Genomic DNA, 19,697 nt, shown 5'->3' on the forward strand with positions numbered 1-19,697 from the left:
CTTAAAATAGGTTACTTGCTGCTTCTATGAATTCATTTAATAAAAAATTTTTCTACCTTATTACCATTCAATATCTAGGCTACCGTTTCCACGGTTGGCAAAAGCAACCAGATGTGAAAACCCTGCATCTTATGGTAGACCGAACGTTTAATTTCATCTTAGAAGGGAAGCGTTTTAAAAGTTTAGCGTCTGGTAGAACAGATGCCATGGTTTCAGCTGAAGAAACAGCTATCGAGCTCTTTCTTTATGAACCACTAGAAGATTTAGAAGAGTTTTTAAGGCTGTTTAATACTAATTTACCGCAAGACATTCGTGCTTTAACTATTAAAGAAGTGGATGCCGATTTTAATATTATAAATACGCCTAAAGTAAAAGAGTATTTATATCTATTTGCTTTTGGTGATAAATTCCATCCGTTCTGTGCGGCAATACTCACAACCATACTTGATGATTTGGATATTGATAGTATGAAAAGAGGTGCAAAACTATTTGAAGGGCAACATTATTTAAAAACGTATTGTTACAAACCCTCAGATACAGGAATTTATAATCGTGAAATTTTAACTTGTGAGATTGTACAGAACAGCATTTATACCGCGAATTTTTTCCCAAAGCAAAGCTATTTATTACGCGTTAGAGGTCAGGGTTTTATGAGAAATCAAATTCGTCTCATGATGGGTACCTTAATTGATCTTGGTAAAGGAAAACATACATTAGAGGATATAAAGGCCTCTTTAGAACCTGATAACACCATTAAAATGGACTACATAGCTCCGGCTTCAGGATTAATTTTAAAACAAATTTCATTCGAATAGTTAAAATTTGATTGTTAATTTTTTTAGTAAAATAGTATTCTCATTAACATAAATTAGGTTAATAAAAACCGAACACTGTTAAAGCCTGTTAAATGGTTTGATAAGTTGGCTCTCACGGTTATATTGAAAGCAATTTAAAACAATAACCAACATATGAGTTACCTAAATATTAAAGACGAAAAACTAATTCCGGTAGTAATGGAGTTGAATACGTTACTATCTGACTATCATATATATTATCAAAAACTAAGAAATTTTCATTGGAATATATTAGGGAAAAACTTCTTCGACTTACATATCCAATTTGAAAACATGTACAATGATGCGAGACTTAAAATAGATGAAATAGCAGAACGCATATTGACCTTAAGACACCATCCAGTAAGTACCTTAAGCGATTATTTAAGAATAACATCATTACAAGAAACATCAGGCTTGATTACAGATCAGGAAATGATTTTAGAGCTCCTAAGCGATCACAAAAAAGTGCTGAAACAAATGAGTGCCATAATAGAGAAAGCAAATGAGGCAGGAGATGAGGGTACTATAGACTTGATTGGAGCATACATTAGGGAGTTAGAAAAAACAAGTTGGATGCTAAATGCTTGGTCTAAAAGCACTAATGAACAACTTGAAAGGGATGGAGTTAAAAGTTAATGTTTTTGAAGCAAAACATACTTTTCATTACTTCTAACTTTATACTTCTAAAATTATTATGTCAGACGAATTCAGCAAAGCGCTAGCACTTTTATCAGATAAATTATTAGGATGGTTTAATGCTTTTATTAAAAGCATACCAAACCTTATAATTGCAATAATAGTATTAGTTGTTTTCTATTACATCTCAAGATATATTTCTCGATTTGTTGGTAGATTGGTATCAAAGAAAATTAATCAAGATTCATTGGTAAACATTATCACTAAAATAGCTGCTGTTTTAGTTGTTGCTGTTGGTTTCTTCTTAGCTTTAGGTGTTTTAAATTTAAGTAAAACACTTGAAACGTTAATAGGAGCAGCTGGCGTTTCTGGTTTAGTTATTGGCCTAGCGTTGCAAGGAACACTTAGTAATACATTTGCTGGTGTTGTTTTGAGCTTTAGAAAAAGTATAGAGATAGGGCATTGGGTTGAAACCAATGGATTTTCTGGTGAAGTAGTAGAAATCAGTTTAAAGAACTTTGTCCTTAAAGAGGCAGATAACAACATGGTCCTGATACCGAACACGTCGATACTTCAAAATCCAATAAAAAATTACGCGTTAACGTCAAAAATGAGAGTTGTGATCAGATGCGGTGTAGGCTATGAGTCGGATTTAGAATTGGTAAAAACCATAACTAAAGAAACCATATCTAAGACGTTTAGTCATATTGATTCTCCGGATAAGGTGGAGTTTTTCTATGAAGAGTTTGGAGGAAGTTCAATTAATTTTTTATGTAGATTTTGGATTGATGCCCAAAGTGTTATAGAAGAAATAAAAGCGAAAAGCACCGCTATTTTAGAGATTAAGAAGGCTTTTGATAAGGAAAATATTAATATACCATTTCCAATTAGGACGTTACAATTTAATAATGAATTAAGCGTGTCTAAACCAGAGAAAGAATCACATGAGGTATAAGCTAAATTATTGAATACAATTTAAATACAATTACTAACCCTTAAAAAATTAAAACTATGTTACGTTGGACTATTACATTTATTATTATTGCAATCATTGCAGGAATACTAGGATTTGGTGGAATTGCTGGTGGAGCAGCAAGCATTGCTAAAATACTTTTCTTTATTTTTATTGTACTTTTTATTCTGTCCTTGTTGAGAGGCGGGTTAAAAAAATAGTAAATACTCTTAGTGATAAATGAGCTTGAATTTATTTAGTTTAGAAGCAAAAATAACGCTCATTTATTACTATTTTTAATACATAATCAACCTTTAAAAATTAAATCAATATGAAAAAATTATCTTATTTATTTTTAGTGTTATTTTCTCTTTCAACAGTATTATCATCTTGTAGAGAAGAGAGTAAAGCAGAAGATGCTGTAGAAGACGTCGCAGACGATATCGAAGATGCAGTAGATTAAAAAAAGTTTATATTATAAAAAAAAGTCTCGATAGTAATCGGGACTTTTGTACTTTCAGCCGCCAAATAACATTTAGAATGAGCATAAAAATAGCTTTAGATTTTTTAAAAAAATTAGAAAAAAATAATAATCGTGAGTGGTTTGCAGATAATAAGGCTGAATATGAACAAGCATTAAAAGAAGTTAAGACGGCATCTAATGCTATTTATAAGCAAATGCAGGCTCATGATGCTTTTGAGAAAATGAAACTCTTTAGAATTTATAGAGATGTTCGGTTTTCTAAAAACAAACAACCTTATAAAAACAATTTTGGCGTTGCGTTTCACAGAACAAAACCAAAATTAAGAGGAGGGTATTACCTGCAAATTCAGCCCGATAATAATTTTATCGCTACTGGTTTTTGGAACCCAGACAAAGAAGATTTATTGAGAATTAGAAAGGAACTGGAAGTGGATGCCAGTGATATTCGTGATATAATAAATGATAACGCACTAAAATCTGTTTGGGGGGACTTAGTGGGTGAGGAATTAAAAACGGCGCCAAAAGGTTTTGACAAAGAACATGCTGCTATAGATTTGATTCGGCATAAGCAGTTTATTTTTGTCAAAAAACTTACTAATAAAGAGGTTATGGCTCCTGATTTTGCTGAAACCGTGAGTGCTAATTTTAAAACGATTCGTCCTTTTTTTAATTATATGAGCGCTATTTTAACCACGGACCTTAATGGGGTTTCAACGATTAAGGATTAAGAAAAATAAGGAACAAACGTATTGTTCAAGTGCTATCAAAAGCAAGTGTTAAATCACCTCTACAACGGTGTATTTATTGTTTTTAAATTCGAAGGTATCCCCTTTTGTTTTTTGTTTTAAAAGCTGACCAATTGGAGACTCTAATGAAATTGCATAATAGCTTTCATCTTCTAAATCAATTTTCCCTAAGCTAATTGAGATAAAGAAATGCAAGGTATTCGTTTTCACCAAACTACCTAAAGCTACATTTGGAGATAATAAATTTATTTTTACCTGCTTAAGGTATTCTTGCGTTTTTCTGGCTTCGTTAAGATAACCTGAATTTTTCTCTAAATCATTCAAGAGTTTGCCATTTCCATGGTCTTCATCCTCTGCGCTACCTTGATTGCTCTCAATAGCGTCTTTAATTAACTCAATTTCATTTTTATAATCTGTAATACGCTGTTCTACATAAGTATTACAATAGTGTAAAAGCTTTTGTTTCGTTGTCATTGATTACTATAGTTATACGGCTTTTAATATTTCTGTCTTTTCAAATAATTGAATATTGTTTTGGAGTCTTTGCTTAACAATATTCATCATTCGTTTATTTAAAGCAGAAGAGTTTTCAATGTACTTAAGGTATTCATCAGTAGTAAACTGGCCGATCACCATGCCTTTTAATGCGTTTCTAAATTTAATATCTTTTTGTATGGCATTTTCTATATAATGCAGACGCCTTTCTAAAGTCAATTGATAAAAGACATTTTTATGTTTTGTAATATAGTTTTTAAAGACTTCAATCAATAAATCGTTTTGTAATTTAATTACTGGTCTTAATGTAATATTTTGAAAATGTTCTTCATTACTCATCTTGTCAGTAATTATTATTGAAGAAATTATTGGTCTTATGGCTAATAATTGTTGATCTCTGGATGTCATCATAATTATAAGTTTGTATAAAAATATCAATAAAGACGTGTTTATATTTTGATCAAGGTTTTTCTTGTTAACCGTGTTATGAACAATTATCTTTAGCATTAAAATGAAACCAAAATAAAATTTGGAAGTGTAGACCATCCAGGACTGGTAGATTTTACGCTACCAGAAGACCAAAAGACGACCAAACGTGTTTTAAATTTAACGAAAGCGGATGCTGTGCCAAAGGTTTGTTTAGGTTGTGCAAAATGGAACAGGGCAGACCTTAAAGGTTTTTACCCTAGAGGTATGAAAGATGAACTGGCTTACTATTCAACTCAGTTTAATGCTTTGGAGTTAAAAGCTACATTTTACAGAATCTTTCCTGCGGAGCAGTTTGCTAAATGGTATCATAAAACACTTTATTTTGTAAAAAACTTAATGCGGAATTAGGTTGTTCCTCAACAATTCCGAATTCCGAATGACGATTCATGTAATGTAAAATAAAACCTATTTAAGATATGAGATTTCACACTAGAAAGTGGGTAAAACCAGAAGACCTAAACCCAAATGGAACGCTGTTTGGTGGAAGACTATTAGCCTGGATTGATGAGGAGGCAGCATTATATGCTGTCGTTCAACTTGAAAATGCGCATGTGGTTACAAAATATATTGCGGAAATAGATTTTAAAAGTTCTGCTAAAACGGGTGATATTATAGAAATTGGAATTGAGGTTGTAAAATTTGGTAGAGCCTCTTTAACCTTGCGTTGTGAAGTACGTAATATGATGACGCGTGAAGCCATTATTACTTTAGAGAAAATTGTAATGGTAAATTTAGATGGTGAAGGTAACGTAAAGCCTCATGGTAAAATAAAAATAGAATACATTAAAGATCGGTTGAAATAGCCTGTTATTTTTATAATCGCCTTTTTTCTAAGCCAGCGGTCTCAAATATTTATAGTCAACATAAAAGGTCCCAAAAGGAATGAGAGACCCTAAAAAGATGAGACTAAAAGTTTTAGTGTTCCATTGGTAAGTTGATCTTAAAAAAATGGCTAATGCAATGTACGCAACAAATAGCAAACCATGTGGCATACCTAATAGTTTAACGTATTCATCATGTCCTGAAGGCATACGTTTATAAACAGCTGCTCCCATTAACAAAAGATACGAAACACCTTCTAAAAAGGCTATAATTCTAAAGGCTCTGAGCATAGTATTCGCTTATTGTTTTACTATTTTTTTTGTAGTTAAAATATTGTCATTTTGATTTAAAAGGGATACGAAATATAAACCGCTTTGTAAAAAAGAGAGATTTATAGAGTTGTTATTTGAAATCTCCTGCGATAGTAATTTTACTCCATTTAACGAATAAATTTCTATTGAAGTGATTGAACTATTTTCCGTCTGAAAATTCAAATTGTCAACAACAGGATTTGGAAATAAATCAAAACTAAGGACATTTAAAGTGTTTTCTGGAACAGAAAGTGTCGCATTAAAATAGTTTACAGCTAAATTAAATGCATCTACACCAATTTGTTCACCAATTTGTCGACCACGAATATCATCAATAGGGGGATGAATACCGCCCCAAATACGAGATAAACTCGTTTGATCTGAGGCATCCCGATAAGTAGCCCATTGTAGTGTAAAGCTTTCGGTTGGGCCTTCTTCAAAGACTAAAAAATCATTTTGTATCACGTCAAAAGTCCCCATTCCTCCTGGGAAGAAAGCGTCACCTGTTAACAAAGTCAATACTTCGGCGGCTGCACGAGAAAAGGTAGAGTGGCCAGATAAATAGCCTGCAAATGGAGGAGTAACAAACGTAGGACGTTGGTAGGGCCACCAATGTTCTCCTAAAATCCAATCTACCCCAGCAACGTCTGTATCTGGATTAGTAATAAAATCAGGGCCTTTCCATGATTTAACTTTAATTTTTCCAACATTTTCATCTCCAGAACCAGCTAATGGATCGCCAGTATTAATTAATTCGATTAAACCAGTAATAAGAGGTAAGCCGTGTGGGTCGTAACTAGCTAAACTGGTATTTGTACTTTGTCCCTTTCCTGCCATGTAGCGAATCGCAGAAACCGGTCGAATAAAGTCATAATACCCTTTGATTCCCCATGTATCAACGGCCGAATCATGCATGGCTCCGCCAAGCGCTAAATAACTTTTAACATCCCATTCAAGATCACTTAAAACGGTACCTTGACCATTAAATTGTTTTACAGTATCAGGATGATCACTGACATAATTTAAAATCGTGAACCAATGACCAGGAGGTGTTTCAGAATCTGGTCCATCTGCCCAAAACTCTGCTAAAACTCTGGCATAATCACCTCTTTTAATTAATTGTGGTGTGTAAGGTAATCCTGTTTTAGGGTTTGAGGCATAACCCGTTCCTGGATCGCCACCATTAGTGAAATCATAAAAGGCTTGGTATTCCTGAAATGTTTCTGGAAAATTAGCAATATCAACGTTACCCAATGAAGCTGGTGAAATGTCAATCATAGTGCTGTCATCTGGGTCTAAATGCGATGACCAAGCAATTACTAAAGCAAAATACCATTTGTATGGGTCATCAATACCGTCTTCGTTAGAATTCTGAATATAAGCTGGAGGACCAGGATCATTATAAACATAACAATCAAAACCATTATTAATGATAGCTAAATCTTCATTTTTTAATGAAAAAGGAATAACCTCTCCCCATTCTGGACTTAAAAAATCTGGAGTGTTACTAGGGAAGGTATTCCCACTCTGATCTACAAAAACATCAAAAGCTAGTGGCTGCCATTTGTTGGGATCGATGGTGGTATTGTCTTCATATAACTGTAATATTAAAGGCGCATTAGTCGCAGTATAATACTGGTTGGCATAATTATTTTGTTCATTGGAGCCATCTTGCATTCCAAAGTTTATAATTTCGGCAGCAAAATAATTGCCTAAAGCAGCATAAGAATCAGTACTGTAATCTATAGAAGTAAAATTTGGATCGTATCCCAAATTGGTGAAATGCGTGCTAATAGCGGTTAATATCGCACCAGCATTGGGAGCATTAGCAAAACGATGGCTTAACAGCCTAAACATGGTATAACTCATCATTTCTGCTCTTGCAGCATCAATATTACCTGGAGTAGCAATACCATTAAAAACAAAATCGTACCCTTTGTAATTTTTACCTAGAAACACGGTTTCTGCCTGTGAATCAAAAAGGGCCCAAGCATCGTACATCGCGACCGAACTGTGAAATAAATTACGGGCATGTACCGTTGGTCTAGCAAAATCTAAACGAATAGCACTAAGTAGTTCTTCATTCCATTCTCGGGCGACAGATTGTTGAGCTGTAAGATTGCTAAATGTTGCAGCGAAAACAACACAAGCCAGTAGTAAATTTTTCATAAGTTTTCTTTCATAGAATGTGTAAACATAATAAAAACTGCTTAGAAATAGAAAGCAATTTCATTTTAATAATTACCTTTAAAGCTCATTTAAAATTAATATGCCCTATGCGTTTGTTAAAATTAAGCATTCTACTAAGTCTTATACTTCTGGTCTCATGTGCTTCTGAGTCTCGTGAAACACCAGAAAAAGATTTTAAAATAGACTATGAGAAATTCACTTTAGATAATGGTTTAGAAGTTATTCTACATGAGGACCATAGTGATCCAATTGTTGCAGTAGCCACAATGATGCACGTTGGTTCCAATAGAGAAAAACCTGGAAAGACTGGTTTTGCTCACTTTTTTGAACACATGAGTTTTAACGACAGCGAAAATGTTCCGGTTGGAGCGAATAGAAAAATGATACCAGAATGGGGAGGTAGCCGTAATGGAGGTACATCAAATGACTATACAGTCTATTATGAGGTGGTGCCAAAAGACGCTTTCGAAAAAATACTGTGGATCGATTCTGATCGCTTTGGCTATATGATTAATACAGTAACCAAAGAAGCTTTAGAGCGCGAAAAACAAGTGGTTAAAAATGAAAAGCGACAACGTGTTGATAATGCTGCTTATGGCTATACAGATGAAATTAAACGTAAAAACCTTTATCCAGAAGGGCACCCATATAACTGGACGGTTATTGGTGCTTTACCAGATTTACAAGCAGCAACTATAGATGACGTTAAGGCGTTTTATACTAAGTATTATGGCGCTAGTAATGCTTCGTTAGTCATTGCAGGTGATATTGATATTGAAGAAACTAAAAAATTAGTAAAGCAATGGTTTGGAGAAATACCAAGCGGACCAGAGGTAGAAGTGATTCCGCCAATGCCTGTTACCTTAAGTGAAACAAAATCGTTATACTACGAAGATGGATTTGCAAAACTCCCAGAATTACGAATGACTTATCCAACGGTCGAAACGTATCATAAAGACAAATATGCACTAGAAATATTAGGACAATTGTTGAGTGGAAGTAAAAATGCACCATTATATAAGGTGATTGTTGAAGATCAAAAATTAGCTCCCAATGTACAAACCTATCAAAGTAGTAGTGAGTTGGCAGGAGAATTTATTTTTGTGGTACGTGCAAATGATAGTACGGACCTAGATACCGTAAATGAGGCTATAGCTAAAGGATTAAATCGTTTTGAAACAGAAGGTGTTAATGAGAAAGATTTAAAACGCATCAAGGCAAAGTTAGAAACGAATTTGTATCGTGGTATTAGCACTGTTTTAAATAAAGCATTTCAATTAGTAGAGGACAATGAGTTTAAGGGGGATCCTAGTTATATTACAGAAACTGCTAAACTAATGGATGCTGTAACGGCTAAAGAGGTCATGGCGGTCTACGAAAAATACATTAAAGGAAAACACTATGTTATGACCAGTGTAGTCCCTAAAGGACAATTAAATTTAGCGGTAGCAGAAGCAAATGAAGCGCAAGTATGGATTGAAGAAGTAAAAAAAGACGTGGCAAACGAGGAGGTTAGTCAAGGTTTAGAGGCTGTCTACAAGAAAACACCCTCTAAATATGATAGGAGCGAGCCTAAATTTGGTCAGTTGCCATTATTTAAATCTCCAGTGGTTTGGACCAGTGCATTAAATAATGGAATGGCTGTTTATGGTATTGAGAATAACGAGGTCCCTTTAATACAATTTGATATAACGATTCCTGGCGGACACCTTTTAGATCCTAAAGGTAAATCTGGTGTAGCTAATTTATTAGGGGATATAATGATGGAAGGGACTGCTAGCAAAACACCCGCTGGATTAGAAGAAGCTATTGGCTTATTGGGAGCCAATATTAGCACCTATTCTACAAGCGAAGATTTTCATATTACGGGTTCTTGCTTAGCTAAGAACTTTAAAGAAACGATAGCTTTGGTAAAAGAAATTATTTTAGAACCCCGTTGGGATGAGAAGGAATTTGATAGACTAAAGCAAGCATTAGCGACGAGCATTAAAGGAAGAGAAGCTAATCCTAATTTTATTGCGTCTTCGGTTTATAATAAGTTGTTATATGGCGACCAGCATATTTTGTCTATTCCAGATTCTGGAACACAGCAAACAACGCAGGATATCACAATTAAAGACCTCAGGAATTATTATAAAAACTTGTCGCCTCAAAACGCCAATTTTCATATTGCTGGTGCCATTTCTAAAAGTGAAGTAGAAGAAACCTTAGTAACTTTAGAAGATTGGTCCGTTGAAGCTACAACTATTCCTGAATTTAGCATACCAGAAACTCCAAAGGCTAACACCGTTTATTTTATTGATTTCCCAGGAGCAAAACAATCGGTAATCCAAATTGGACGGTTAGCTTTGGCAAGAACCAATGAAAATGCTAATAAGTTAGGTTTTGCAAATGAAGTTCTGGGAGGCGGCTCCAGCGGAAAACTCTTTCAAACCTTAAGAATAGGAAAAGGGTATACTTATGGTGCTTATTCTGGCATTGATAATAGTAAAGAAATAGCACCTTTTACCATTAGAACAAGTGTTAGGGCTAATGCAACACTAAAATCTCTGGAGATTATTAAAGACATGGTTTCAAACTATGCTAAAGATTTTTCAGAAAAAGAAGTTGATTTAACAAAAAGCAAAATTTTAAAAGGCAATACCAGAGCCTATGAGAGCTTGGGAGCGCAATTATGGATGCTTCAAAACATTAGTAAATATAATTTATCTACTACATTTACAGAGGAAGATCAAAAAGAATTGGTTTCAATGACGCTAGAAGATTACAAGAAAACGATAACTACGTTTTTGGATGAAAAAGATATGATATATGTTGTAGTAGGAGATAAAGGAACACAATTTGAAGAAATAAAGAACTTTGGCAAAGAAATTGTTGTGTTAGATATTTTTGGAAATCCAATAGAATAGGTGATTCTATCTTTTGAAAATCAATGTTTTAAGTTGTGAAAAATTTTATAGAATTTAACACTAAATTATGGATATTCATTTACATTTACGGAATATTTATAATATATTAAGAATTATAAAAAAAAGAACTATATGTATAACATCCCCAAATTAAAAATAACAATAGTATTTTTACTTTTAGCTTTCTTAGGTTTTGGACAGCAAACACTGCCAATCGTAACTGGGATTGAAATTGATCCTTTAATGGAGTTGCAAAATAAAGAACTGCAAACCCTACTTGAGACTCAGATAAATTCTAATTCACAGTTTAAAAAATTAGTTTCAAATAAGAAAATGTCTATAGGCATTGTAGACTTAAGTGACCTGAAGGATATTAGGTATGCAGGGCTTAACGACGAGAACATGATGTATGCGGCTAGCCTGCCCAAAATCGCCATATTACTTGCTGCTATGGATGCCATAGACAAAGGCGAGTTGAAGGATTCAAAAGAGATTAGGAATGACTTGAGTTTAATGATTAGTAAATCTAACAATGCTGCGTCTACAAGAATGATTGACCGTGTTGGTTACGAGAAAATAGAAGCGGTTTTAAGAGCACCTGGTAATAAATTATATGATGAGGAAGTTGGCGGTGGTCTCTGGGTTGGAAAACGCTATGCTGCTGGAGGAAGAAGATATCCAGAGCCTATGAAAGGCTTGAGTCATGCAGCCACCACAAAGCAGGTTTGTAGTTTTTACTATCAATTGGTGCTAGGGAATCTAATTAGTACCGAGCGCTCTAAAGAAATGTTGGAAATTATGAAAGATCCAGCATTACATCATAAATTTGTAAATACTTTAGACAAAGTGGCTCCTAAAGCAACTATTTATAGAAAGTCTGGATCTTGGAAGAATTTTCATGCAGATTCTGCTTTAGTTTGGGGTCCAGAAAGACGTTACATTATTGTTGCTTTACTAGACGATAATTTAGGAGAGCAAATCATTCGAAATTTAATAGTTCCTATAGAAAAAGTATTAAAAAAATCACGGACATTAAAAAACAGAGTAGTAGATAATTAAGACTTGTTAAAAAGGATAATAAATAAAACATTTGGACTAAGAGATGGTGAAATATACATCTCTTTTTTAATGCAGTTATATATCTTTATAATTATATCTGTATTACTTATTGTTAAACCTACCGTTAACGCGTTGTTTCTAAATAGATTGGGGGCAGAGCAATTACCATACGGCTACTTGCTGGTCGCTTTAGTTGCTGTATTAACAACCTTTCTCTATAATAAAGCGATAAGAGAGTTTTCGCTTCTTAAAGTAACAATTACCACATTGGTTTTTTTTAGTTTAGGTTTTTTAGCGTTAAGCGCTGTACTTCATTTTAACGTCTTAAGTAATTGGGTACTGTATTTATATTATTTAGGAATTTCCTTATTTGCCGTGATAGCGACGTCACAATTCTGGATTCTGGCTAACATGGTATTTAACGCACGTGAAGCTAAACGGTTATTTGGATTTATTGGTGCAGGAGCGATAGCGGGTGGCATATTTGGTGGGTATTTAACCAGTATTATAGTGTCTTCTTATGGGAATAAAGCCGCTATGTTTACAGCAGCACTACTAATAATTTGTTGTATTCCAATACTTAGAAAAATATGGAAATTACGTATTCTTAAAATGAATATTTTTATAAGAAGACAACGAAAATATAATGATAATAATGCACAGTCCTCTTCAATAAAAATAATTTCACAATCTAAGCATTTAACGTATTTAGCACTCATTACAGGAATTAGTGTGATTGTAGCTAAATTAGTTGATTTTCAATTTAGTGATTTTGCAAATAAAGCAATCCAAGACACCAACGAGTTAGCCTCGTTTTTTGGTTTTTGGTTTTCAACATTTAATGTTATTGCTTTGGCTTTACAGTTATTCATTACCAATAGATTTTTAAGTCGTTTTGGTGTGTCTACAACATTATTGGTGCTTCCATTGGGCATTGCTTTAGGCTGTTTACTGTTTTTAACTTTCCCAGAATTATGGGTTTTAGTGATTATAAAAGGTATTGATGGTAGTTTTAAACAATCCTTGAATAAAGCGGCAGTGGAATTGTCTATAATGCCAATACCATATAATATAAAAAATCAGGCAAAATCATTTATAGACGTAGCTGTAGATAGTGTGGCTACTGGTATAGCAGGTTTTATGTTGATTTTTTTAATAAAAAAATTAGAATTAAGCACGTCTTATATTACAGTAATTGTTATTCTTTTTGTCTTCATTTGGATAGTTCTAATATATAGATTAAGAGAGGCTTATTTTAATTCATTTAGAACGAATATTCAGCGTACCTTAGTTTCTAAGGATGATAATGTCAAGCGAAATAAAAGTTACGAAACAACTATAGTAGCTGCGAGGCGAATATTAAATGCTGAAAAATCTCAAGATATTTTAAGTTTGCTGGAGCAATTGAGTGATTATAAACTCATGGCTTTAAAATCGAGTATTATTAATTTACTGGAACACCCTTCACATCAAGTTAAAGCGGAAGCCATTAAGCAATTATTTAAATACGATAGAGGTACAGCAATTGAAAAAGTAGAAGCTTTAGTTTATGAAAAAGACGATGACTTAGTTTATACAGCGTTAGATTATATTATTCATCATTCTGACAGTAATGCCAATCATTTTTTTGATAAATATTTAAATCATGACATTGATTATATTTCGAATGCAGCACTTTTATGTTTAGCTAAAGAGGCAGAACAAAACACAAAACTTAGTGAAAAATACGATCTTAATAAAAGAATTGATGATCGGGTTCGTGCACTTAACACTCCCGAAGGGTTTAGTAGAAAAGAAGCTGTGGCAGAGTTGTTAATCACTATTGCTTATTCAGGAATTCAAAAATATTACACGTTTATAACGGTTCATTTGAATAACCGTGATCCTTATATTGTAAAGCATGCTATCAAAGCAGCTGGTATTACTGCAAATGAGCGTTTTATTGAAAATTTATTAGAGTACCTAGCCGATAAGGAGTATAGAAGAGCAGCGATAAAAGCACTTAAGCATTATGGTTCTAGTATAACAAAAAACATTTTAGTTTATGATAAATCTGAAGTACTCCGAGATAATGTAAAACAACAACTCCCTAAAGTTGTTCAGTCTTTTAGAACTCAAAATGCAGTTCAGGTGCTATTGCAGTTATTAAACAGTAACGATGTAATTATTAGGTTGCAAGTGTCTCGCTCTTTATTAAAGCTAAAAGCTAGAAATGAGAATTTATACTTTAATAAACGGATTTTAAAAAGAGAAATAATAAAAGAAAGTAAATACTATAAAGACACAATTGATGCTATATTTTCTATACAAAAAGATATAAAAAACACGGCTCTTAAGCCCAAAAATGACAACGATATAGAAGTGCTTATAGCGAGAGAAAGCTTAACAGATGTTCTTGAAGAACAATTAGAAACAAGCTTAAATTGTATCTTTAAATTACTGAGCATTATTTATGATGAAGCAGATATTAAAGTAAGCTATTCAGGAGTGTTAAGTGATGTAAGTGAAGCTAAAGTGAATGCCTTAGAGTTTTTAGATAACTTGTTAAAAAGTCAGCTTAAAACAAAAGTTTTACCCTTAATTGAGTATGCTATAATGGAAGAAGAAGATTTGCTTTCCGCTGTACTGAAAATAAAAACGCTCCCTGAGAAAGTCTATATTTCTAGACTCCTCAGAAAGCGTGGTAAACGTATTAAATTAGAACTTTTACACCTTATAAAAGTTCTGGACGATAAAAGCTATGTGGCTTTAATAACCCCTTTAAAAAATCACCTTAATAAAGAGGTTAAATATTTTGCTCATGATACTATTGAAAGTTTAACAGATGTTAGGCGTTAATTATCACCACCGCCTTGGTCTTCTGTGTCTTTATAATTCTCATTTAATTGCTCTTCTGGTTTTTCATTGTCATTTGTAATGAGATCGTCTATTTTACTTGCTAAATACATGTGAGCGCCAGCTGAATTTTTATTCAGCACATTCGTCATCAAACATACAATGTACTTGATGCCGTTAGGGTGTTCAACAATGATTACCGAATTCATATAATTAAACACATTCCCAGCATAGTCTCGACAATTAGGATCTTTAACACGATCACATTTGTAATAGCTTCCAGATTTAAAATACACAGCAGCACTATCTAAACGACTAGATCTGGCATAACGAATACGTCTGTCTGTAGAATACATTAAACGCTTCATTTCTAAGCTTGAATTTTCATCAACAACTTTACCTTGTTCTAACTTCACTAACCATTTCATTAAGCCTTTTGGAGAACCAATACTTCCACCTTTTCTGCCAACATATTTTCCAGGAGGCCGTGTAAAGAAACCACCAAGTCTCCATTCATCTTCAGAGATTCCTAAATCTCTTAGAGGTTGGTTTACTACCGTATTTGCCAAATTAGTGAGTGAATCTCTAGGCGTTTCTTTGAAATAGTTTTCACCTTGTTCTTCTGTTAAATTTACATAGTCAGAGCCAAATGCAGCCATCAACATCGCTTCACGATACATGACGCTTGCCGCTCCATTATTACTCACAGAAACCATATGATCCAGCCACTCAAATAATGAAAATTTATCAGAAGCAATAACCTGTCGTTTAATTAGCTTATCTTTTTCAATATCATAAATTGGAATCGTATGGTGGTCACCAGTTCCCCAATAACGGGCAGATACTTGAATGTCCTTCAAATACATAATGCGGTCCTCCCAAGAATCCGGACAAACCTTTGCCATTTGTGTAAATACGGCATTGAGTACTGCTAACTTCCCCACACTTCCTGGTTGGTAGCCAACATTTTCACGATGTCCGGCGTATTTTAGGGCGTCTGGGTTTGTCATGTCTAAAACAGATACCGAATACGCGCCACTCGGGATTAAGCGGTTTATTCGTTTTTGAAAGTCTGAATCAGAAACTAATAAATCGTTAATACTATCCTCAGTACGAGACGCTAAATTCAACTTGATTTCATCAAGCTTTTTATAGGCTCCAAAAGGAATACGATTGTAGGGCACACTGTCTATTTGCATTTTTTGTAGTTGATACAAACGCTTTATGCCTGTACGCTCATAACCATCAATAGGATAGGAGATAAAACCAAAAGAGAGTACAATACACAATCCAATAGTGATATAGAATATTTTTTTCATAATTATATTTTTTCTGAAAGTTTGATCATTTTATTTTCTTCAATTTTAGGTGAAATAGAGGCTAAGTAGTCCGAACTTTTCGCTTGTTTATTCTCTACAAATGGTCGTATTTGAAACAACCACAATTTATTGTCTTTAAAACCAAACTCTACATCATAGGCTTGATTTTTATTCTCAGAATCTTTAGCGATAGTTGTTCTTATTTTTGCTGCCAATTTTCTAATGTCTGCGATGTTTTGCTCATTTAAGATGGGGCTGTCAAAAGTGGTTATATACTGCTTTGTACCTCCTGTTTCTGGCAACCTAATATAATCAGACTGTCTTGCGGGCGCTAATAAAACGTTTGTTTGTGATGTAATTAATCGTGTTTCTGCACTTTGGCCATCTACAGCACCGCCAGCGCCGCGACTAAAAGCAACGGTTAAATCATTATCATTTCCGGAATTAATGCCTTTTGTGATCATCACCCCAGAATAGTCTACATCTACACTAGGAATGATTAAAATAGAAGGAAAAACATTTTCTGGATTACTTAGGTATTTTTGGCGCCATTTAAAGCTACGTTCAGTATAGGCCGAAGCCCAAACCCGTTTAATACCTTTAATAATTTCGTCCTCATCTTTAATATTGAATAGCGTTAGGTTAAGACCGGCACCTGTGAACTCCTTTAAATCTTCCATATTCGTATCGCTACGCAAAAACACAGGCACATTACCAATAGGACCTCCAAATGTCGTTATGAAATTTTGTTTTAAATCAGAAGTAAATGCTATAGATAAGGGTATATTAAGAATAGCTTTATGTAATTTATCTAAAGCCTCCAACTGAAATTTCTCAACCTCATAGTCACTTTCACCGCGTTCGGCTAATATTTTAGCTTTTGCAAAAGTGTCATTTAAGTACTCCCAATAGGTCTTTCCTGTATTTGGCATTTGTTGATTCATATGTGATCTAAAAATCCCGAAAGGAATAATTAAGCCATCAACAACTTGATCAGGAAATAATTGCTTCAACTCACCAAGGTTTGCTGCTTTAGGTCCACACAGTTTACCAGAATCTGTCGCATCAACATCACGCATAGTAATGACCTTAGAAACATCTAACCTAATTTGATCTACTGGTACCGCAATAACATTTTTATTGCGCTCTTTTTTGCTGAAGAGCTCTTTTTCTTCGGAAGACATTGCGTCTTCAGCCTTTAAAATAACATTGCCTTTATTAGAAACAGCATAAAATACATTTTTACCGTTATGTTTTTTTAACGCTTTTAAATTATCATAAGATAAAGCAGCATTTGGAATGCCTAAATTTCTTGCCAATAACTGAACGTGAGAGACTAAATTGCCCTCAGAGACCGTCATAATACCTGCAACTGGTTTTAAGTCTGAAGGTGGTTTTTCAAAAATATAAATCTTATTGCTGTTTACGTCAACCGCATCTGGATTACCATCAACAACAACCAACTCACCGTAAGCATAGCCGGGATTTAACCCGCGAATAGCACTTTGGCTTTCAATGTTCATGACATTGTTATTTAAATTTGATGTTTTTGAAATGAAGGCACCAAGAGCACTAACCGTTTCTCCTAAACTCAAAGCAATACTACTGCGTACACGATCATCAATAAATCCATAAGCTAAAGGCTCAAAAACTGCATAGTTATTAACTTCTTCTTGATAGGTTGCTTTGACCATAGCGACACTCCATTCTACTACGCTCCTGCTAGTGGTGAGTAATTCATTTAATTGGGCAATACTTAAGGCATCTTTAGCTATTTTATTAGAAATCTCGCTTTCAATAGCATCGTATTCCCAAGGTTCAATTAATCCTGTGCCCATGGCAGCACAGATTAGACTGTTGATTTTGTCTACGTTTTCACCTAGAGTAGTCGTTTCCCATTTTTGAGTCTCTGTTAGTAAAGTATGCTCTAATTGATTCGAAAAATCAAGAAGTAACAGCCTGTGCTTACTGCTACTGTAGGTATTAATGTTCTGGCGAACTTCAACTAAAATAGTAGCAAGATTTGAAACAAAAGCCGCCGCCGATGGCTTAACTTTATTATCAGCAATAAAAGTCTGAATTTTTGTTGTCGTTGTATTGGAAGCAGGCAAACGTTTCATTTCCTTTTCTAGAACTACAAAATCAATAGGTTCATAGAATTTTTTCATCGTCGCAATTAAATCATCAAAGTCCTGCTTTAAATTTGAAGGAATTTTATTTTCAACCATAAAATCCTTTACAAGATTAATATCTGTAATTTCAGGTTGCCCATGAATTTTAGTGCGGATATCCATAAATTTACTTAGGTCTTCAGAAATCGTTTTACTTTGACTACGCATTAACTGCGCAACATTGTCGTCGCCATTATGTGGAATATCTTTTAGTGCCTGACGAATGAAATAATAATTAGCACGGATAAATTGCTCATCTTTAAGCAGCCACTCAAAAAAATCTTTTCCCCAAATCTCTTCATCTTCACTTTGTATAGCACCTCTGTAAAACTGTGCTTTTCGTAATATCCACCCATCATCAACACTGGCAAGGTACTTACCTAATTGGTATTGTTTTAGGCGACTGAAATTGTCTTCTTTATTAAGAAATTCAGGTTTTTTAGCACCTGCAAGAATTTCACCAAAAAACAAGTGATTGGATTTTCTTAAATCAAGAACAGCTGTTTTAAAGCTAGCATGTTGAATGCCTCCTCCAATACTATCTGGACAGGGATCCTTTGGTTCGCGTTCCGTTCCATTTTTACAAAACCATTTAATGCGGTGGTAGGGCCCGCGAGGATCTTTTTTATAAGCCTCAATGAGTTCTTGTATATGTTTAGTAGATTTTTGCTGTGCTTGAATTGAAAGATTACAGGCAAAAAATACCATTAAAATTGAAAGTATCGTTTTATGCATATTTATATTGTTAGTGCGTACAAAATTATCTTAAAAATACCACAATTACCTTGTGTTTTATAATAACATTAGCGCTTTGTTTATCGCAAACCCTATCAAATATTAACCCAAATGCACTTTATGGACTATTTTCTTCTCTATTTTAAGATAAATTTGTTAAACTTTTAATTTTCAGTCTTTAGCTTTGTGAGAGATTCTAAAAGAAAAAATATAAAACTTGAAATAATGAAAAGGAACGGGATTGTATTGTTTACAACTGTTATAATGACTTTTTTTGCTTGTCATCATACAGTAAAAAGTCAGACGCCAAAAGAAGTTAAAGAAGCTTTTCAAACTAAATATCCTGGGGAAAATGATCCAGATTGGGAAATAGATTCTCATGGCAATTATGAATCTCATTTTAAAATTGATGGTATAAAATACCGTGCAGATTTCTCTCCAACAGGGAATTGGATAGAAACAGAAACCAATATTAAAAAAGAGGATTTGCCAGAGCCTATTGTTACAGCTCTTAAAGAGAATTATGGTAGCGAATTTATTACTGAAATTGAAAAAGTCGAATCGGCTACTAAAGGTTTATTCTACGACGTAGAATTTAAGCGAAAAGGCAAAAACAAAGATGTTGAGTTTCGAGCTTCAGGAGAAGAGGTAAAATGATTATCTTATTTAGGATGAAAATTTAGAATGTTAGAATAAAAAAATAATATA

17 protein-coding genes and 1 pseudogene are annotated in these 19,697 nt (G+C 33.9%); 12 read left to right on the forward strand and 6 right to left on the reverse strand.

Annotated elements, in window-relative coordinates; all coding sequences use genetic code 11:
- The first annotated feature begins 26 nt into the window (after positions 1 to 26).
- The 6 genes from GQ46_RS01675 to GQ46_RS01695 all read left to right on the forward strand — a co-directional run bounded on the left by GQ46_RS01675 (position 27) and on the right by GQ46_RS01695 (position 3,636).
- Positions 27 to 815 carry a tRNA pseudouridine(38-40) synthase TruA gene (locus GQ46_RS01675; protein ID WP_044397770.1) on the forward strand — a complete coding sequence of 263 codons (789 nt, stop codon included), beginning with the start codon at positions 27 to 29 and terminating at the stop codon, positions 813 to 815.
- A gap of 153 nt (positions 816 to 968) precedes the next feature.
- Complete coding sequence (locus GQ46_RS01680) at positions 969 to 1,472, forward strand: Dps family protein (RefSeq protein WP_044397772.1); 504 nt, start codon at positions 969 to 971, stop codon at positions 1,470 to 1,472.
- 58 nt (positions 1,473 to 1,530) lie between these two features.
- Positions 1,531 to 2,427: a mechanosensitive ion channel family protein gene (locus GQ46_RS01685; RefSeq protein ID WP_044397774.1), complete on the forward strand. Its 897-nt coding sequence runs from the start codon at positions 1,531 to 1,533 to the stop codon at positions 2,425 to 2,427.
- A 56-nt stretch (positions 2,428 to 2,483) separates the two neighbouring features.
- Positions 2,484 to 2,645: a DUF1328 family protein gene (locus GQ46_RS17330; protein ID WP_044397776.1), complete on the forward strand. Its 162-nt coding sequence runs from the start codon at positions 2,484 to 2,486 to the stop codon at positions 2,643 to 2,645.
- Between the two features lie 110 nt (positions 2,646 to 2,755).
- Positions 2,756 to 2,887, forward strand: coding sequence for a hypothetical protein (locus tag GQ46_RS18030; RefSeq protein ID WP_255350622.1), 132 nt, complete (start codon positions 2,756 to 2,758; stop codon positions 2,885 to 2,887).
- Between the two features lie 77 nt (positions 2,888 to 2,964).
- Positions 2,965 to 3,636, forward strand: coding sequence for a DUF2461 domain-containing protein (locus GQ46_RS01695; protein ID WP_044397778.1), 672 nt, complete (start codon positions 2,965 to 2,967; stop codon positions 3,634 to 3,636).
- Positions 3,637 to 3,684: 48 nt separating this feature from the next.
- On the opposite strand, the gene GQ46_RS01700 is transcribed toward GQ46_RS01695, so the two are convergent.
- Positions 3,685 to 4,128: a hypothetical protein gene (locus tag GQ46_RS01700; RefSeq protein ID WP_044397780.1), complete on the reverse strand. Its 444-nt coding sequence runs from the start codon at positions 4,126 to 4,128 to the stop codon at positions 3,685 to 3,687.
- Positions 4,129 to 4,140: 12 nt separating this feature from the next.
- Entirely contained in the window at positions 4,141 to 4,557 is a 417-nt protein-coding gene (locus GQ46_RS01705; RefSeq protein ID WP_044404387.1) for a hypothetical protein, read from the reverse strand.
- Positions 4,558 to 4,671: 114 nt separating this feature from the next.
- Here GQ46_RS01705 and GQ46_RS01710 point away from each other — a divergent pair.
- Positions 4,672 to 4,953, forward strand: a pseudogene (locus GQ46_RS01710) (DUF72 domain-containing protein); the annotation flags it as partial.
- Between the two features lie 101 nt (positions 4,954 to 5,054).
- Positions 5,055 to 5,441 (forward strand): acyl-CoA thioesterase, encoded by a 387-nt coding sequence (locus GQ46_RS01715; protein ID WP_044397785.1) that lies wholly within the window; start codon positions 5,055 to 5,057, stop codon positions 5,439 to 5,441.
- A 27-nt stretch (positions 5,442 to 5,468) separates the two neighbouring features.
- Here the strand turns inward: GQ46_RS01715 and GQ46_RS01720 are convergent, their stop codons facing one another.
- Both GQ46_RS01720 and GQ46_RS01725 read right to left on the reverse strand, forming a co-directional pair.
- A complete protein-coding gene (locus GQ46_RS01720; protein ID WP_044397787.1) occupies positions 5,469 to 5,750 on the reverse strand; it encodes a DUF3817 domain-containing protein in 282 nt (93 codons plus the stop codon).
- Positions 5,751 to 5,759: 9 nt separating this feature from the next.
- A complete protein-coding gene (locus tag GQ46_RS01725; RefSeq protein ID WP_044397789.1) occupies positions 5,760 to 7,940 on the reverse strand; it encodes a T9SS type A sorting domain-containing protein in 2,181 nt (726 codons plus the stop codon).
- Between the two features lie 107 nt (positions 7,941 to 8,047).
- On the opposite strand from GQ46_RS01725, the gene GQ46_RS01730 reads away from it, so the two are divergent.
- The 3 genes from GQ46_RS01730 (at position 8,048) to GQ46_RS01740 (ending at position 14,767) form a co-directional block, all read left to right on the forward strand.
- Complete coding sequence (locus GQ46_RS01730; RefSeq protein WP_044404390.1) at positions 8,048 to 10,870, forward strand: pitrilysin family protein; 2,823 nt, start codon at positions 8,048 to 8,050, stop codon at positions 10,868 to 10,870.
- A gap of 132 nt (positions 10,871 to 11,002) precedes the next feature.
- A complete protein-coding gene (locus tag GQ46_RS01735) occupies positions 11,003 to 11,929 on the forward strand; it encodes a serine hydrolase (RefSeq protein WP_044397791.1) in 927 nt (308 codons plus the stop codon).
- A gap of 69 nt (positions 11,930 to 11,998) precedes the next feature.
- Positions 11,999 to 14,767 (forward strand): Npt1/Npt2 family nucleotide transporter, encoded by a 2,769-nt coding sequence (locus GQ46_RS01740; protein ID WP_231567309.1) that lies wholly within the window; start codon positions 11,999 to 12,001, stop codon positions 14,765 to 14,767.
- Here GQ46_RS01740 and GQ46_RS01745 read toward each other — a convergent pair.
- Both GQ46_RS01745 and GQ46_RS01750 read right to left on the reverse strand, forming a co-directional pair.
- Positions 14,764 to 16,083 carry a serine hydrolase gene (locus GQ46_RS01745; RefSeq protein ID WP_044397795.1) on the reverse strand — a complete coding sequence of 440 codons (1,320 nt, stop codon included), beginning with the start codon at positions 16,081 to 16,083 and terminating at the stop codon, positions 14,764 to 14,766. The two genes, GQ46_RS01740 and GQ46_RS01745, sit on opposite strands and share 4 nt — an antisense overlap.
- Positions 16,084 to 16,085: 2 nt before the next feature.
- Positions 16,086 to 18,989 carry a PEP/pyruvate-binding domain-containing protein gene (locus GQ46_RS01750; protein WP_044397797.1) on the reverse strand — a complete coding sequence of 968 codons (2,904 nt, stop codon included), beginning with the start codon at positions 18,987 to 18,989 and terminating at the stop codon, positions 16,086 to 16,088.
- Positions 18,990 to 19,214: 225 nt separating this feature from the next.
- Between GQ46_RS01750 and GQ46_RS01755 the strand changes: the two genes are divergently transcribed.
- Positions 19,215 to 19,646, forward strand: a complete 432-nt coding sequence (locus GQ46_RS01755) for a PepSY-like domain-containing protein (protein WP_052503520.1) — start codon at positions 19,215 to 19,217, stop codon at positions 19,644 to 19,646.
- Positions 19,647 to 19,697: the final 51 nt, after the last annotated feature.

The sequence above is a fragment of the Lacinutrix sp. Hel_I_90 genome (assembly GCF_000934685.1).
GTDB lineage: Bacteria > Bacteroidota > Bacteroidia > Flavobacteriales > Flavobacteriaceae > Lacinutrix.

Coding starts and splice junctions, on each gene's coding strand:
- GQ46_RS01675 (WP_044397770.1), top strand. CDS start 27: ATGAATTCATTTAATAAAAAATTTTTCTACCTTATTACCATTCAATAT.
- GQ46_RS01680 (WP_044397772.1), top strand. CDS start 969: ATGAGTTACCTAAATATTAAAGACGAAAAACTAATTCCGGTAGTAATG.
- GQ46_RS01685 (WP_044397774.1), top strand. CDS start 1,531: ATGTCAGACGAATTCAGCAAAGCGCTAGCACTTTTATCAGATAAATTA.
- GQ46_RS17330 (WP_044397776.1), top strand. CDS start 2,484: ATGTTACGTTGGACTATTACATTTATTATTATTGCAATCATTGCAGGA.
- GQ46_RS18030 (WP_255350622.1), top strand. CDS start 2,756: ATGAAAAAATTATCTTATTTATTTTTAGTGTTATTTTCTCTTTCAACA.
- GQ46_RS01695 (WP_044397778.1), top strand. CDS start 2,965: ATGAGCATAAAAATAGCTTTAGATTTTTTAAAAAAATTAGAAAAAAAT.
- GQ46_RS01700 (WP_044397780.1), bottom strand. CDS start 4,128: ATGACAACGAAACAAAAGCTTTTACACTATTGTAATACTTATGTAGAA.
- GQ46_RS01705 (WP_044404387.1), bottom strand. CDS start 4,557: ATGACATCCAGAGATCAACAATTATTAGCCATAAGACCAATAATTTCT.
- GQ46_RS01715 (WP_044397785.1), top strand. CDS start 5,055: ATGAGATTTCACACTAGAAAGTGGGTAAAACCAGAAGACCTAAACCCA.
- GQ46_RS01720 (WP_044397787.1), bottom strand. CDS start 5,750: ATGCTCAGAGCCTTTAGAATTATAGCCTTTTTAGAAGGTGTTTCGTAT.
- GQ46_RS01725 (WP_044397789.1), bottom strand. CDS start 7,940: ATGAAAAATTTACTACTGGCTTGTGTTGTTTTCGCTGCAACATTTAGC.
- GQ46_RS01730 (WP_044404390.1), top strand. CDS start 8,048: ATGCGTTTGTTAAAATTAAGCATTCTACTAAGTCTTATACTTCTGGTC.
- GQ46_RS01735 (WP_044397791.1), top strand. CDS start 11,003: ATGTATAACATCCCCAAATTAAAAATAACAATAGTATTTTTACTTTTA.
- GQ46_RS01740 (WP_231567309.1), top strand. CDS start 11,999: ATGCAGTTATATATCTTTATAATTATATCTGTATTACTTATTGTTAAA.
- GQ46_RS01745 (WP_044397795.1), bottom strand. CDS start 16,083: ATGAAAAAAATATTCTATATCACTATTGGATTGTGTATTGTACTCTCT.
- GQ46_RS01750 (WP_044397797.1), bottom strand. CDS start 18,989: ATGCATAAAACGATACTTTCAATTTTAATGGTATTTTTTGCCTGTAAT.
- GQ46_RS01755 (WP_052503520.1), top strand. CDS start 19,215: ATGAAAAGGAACGGGATTGTATTGTTTACAACTGTTATAATGACTTTT.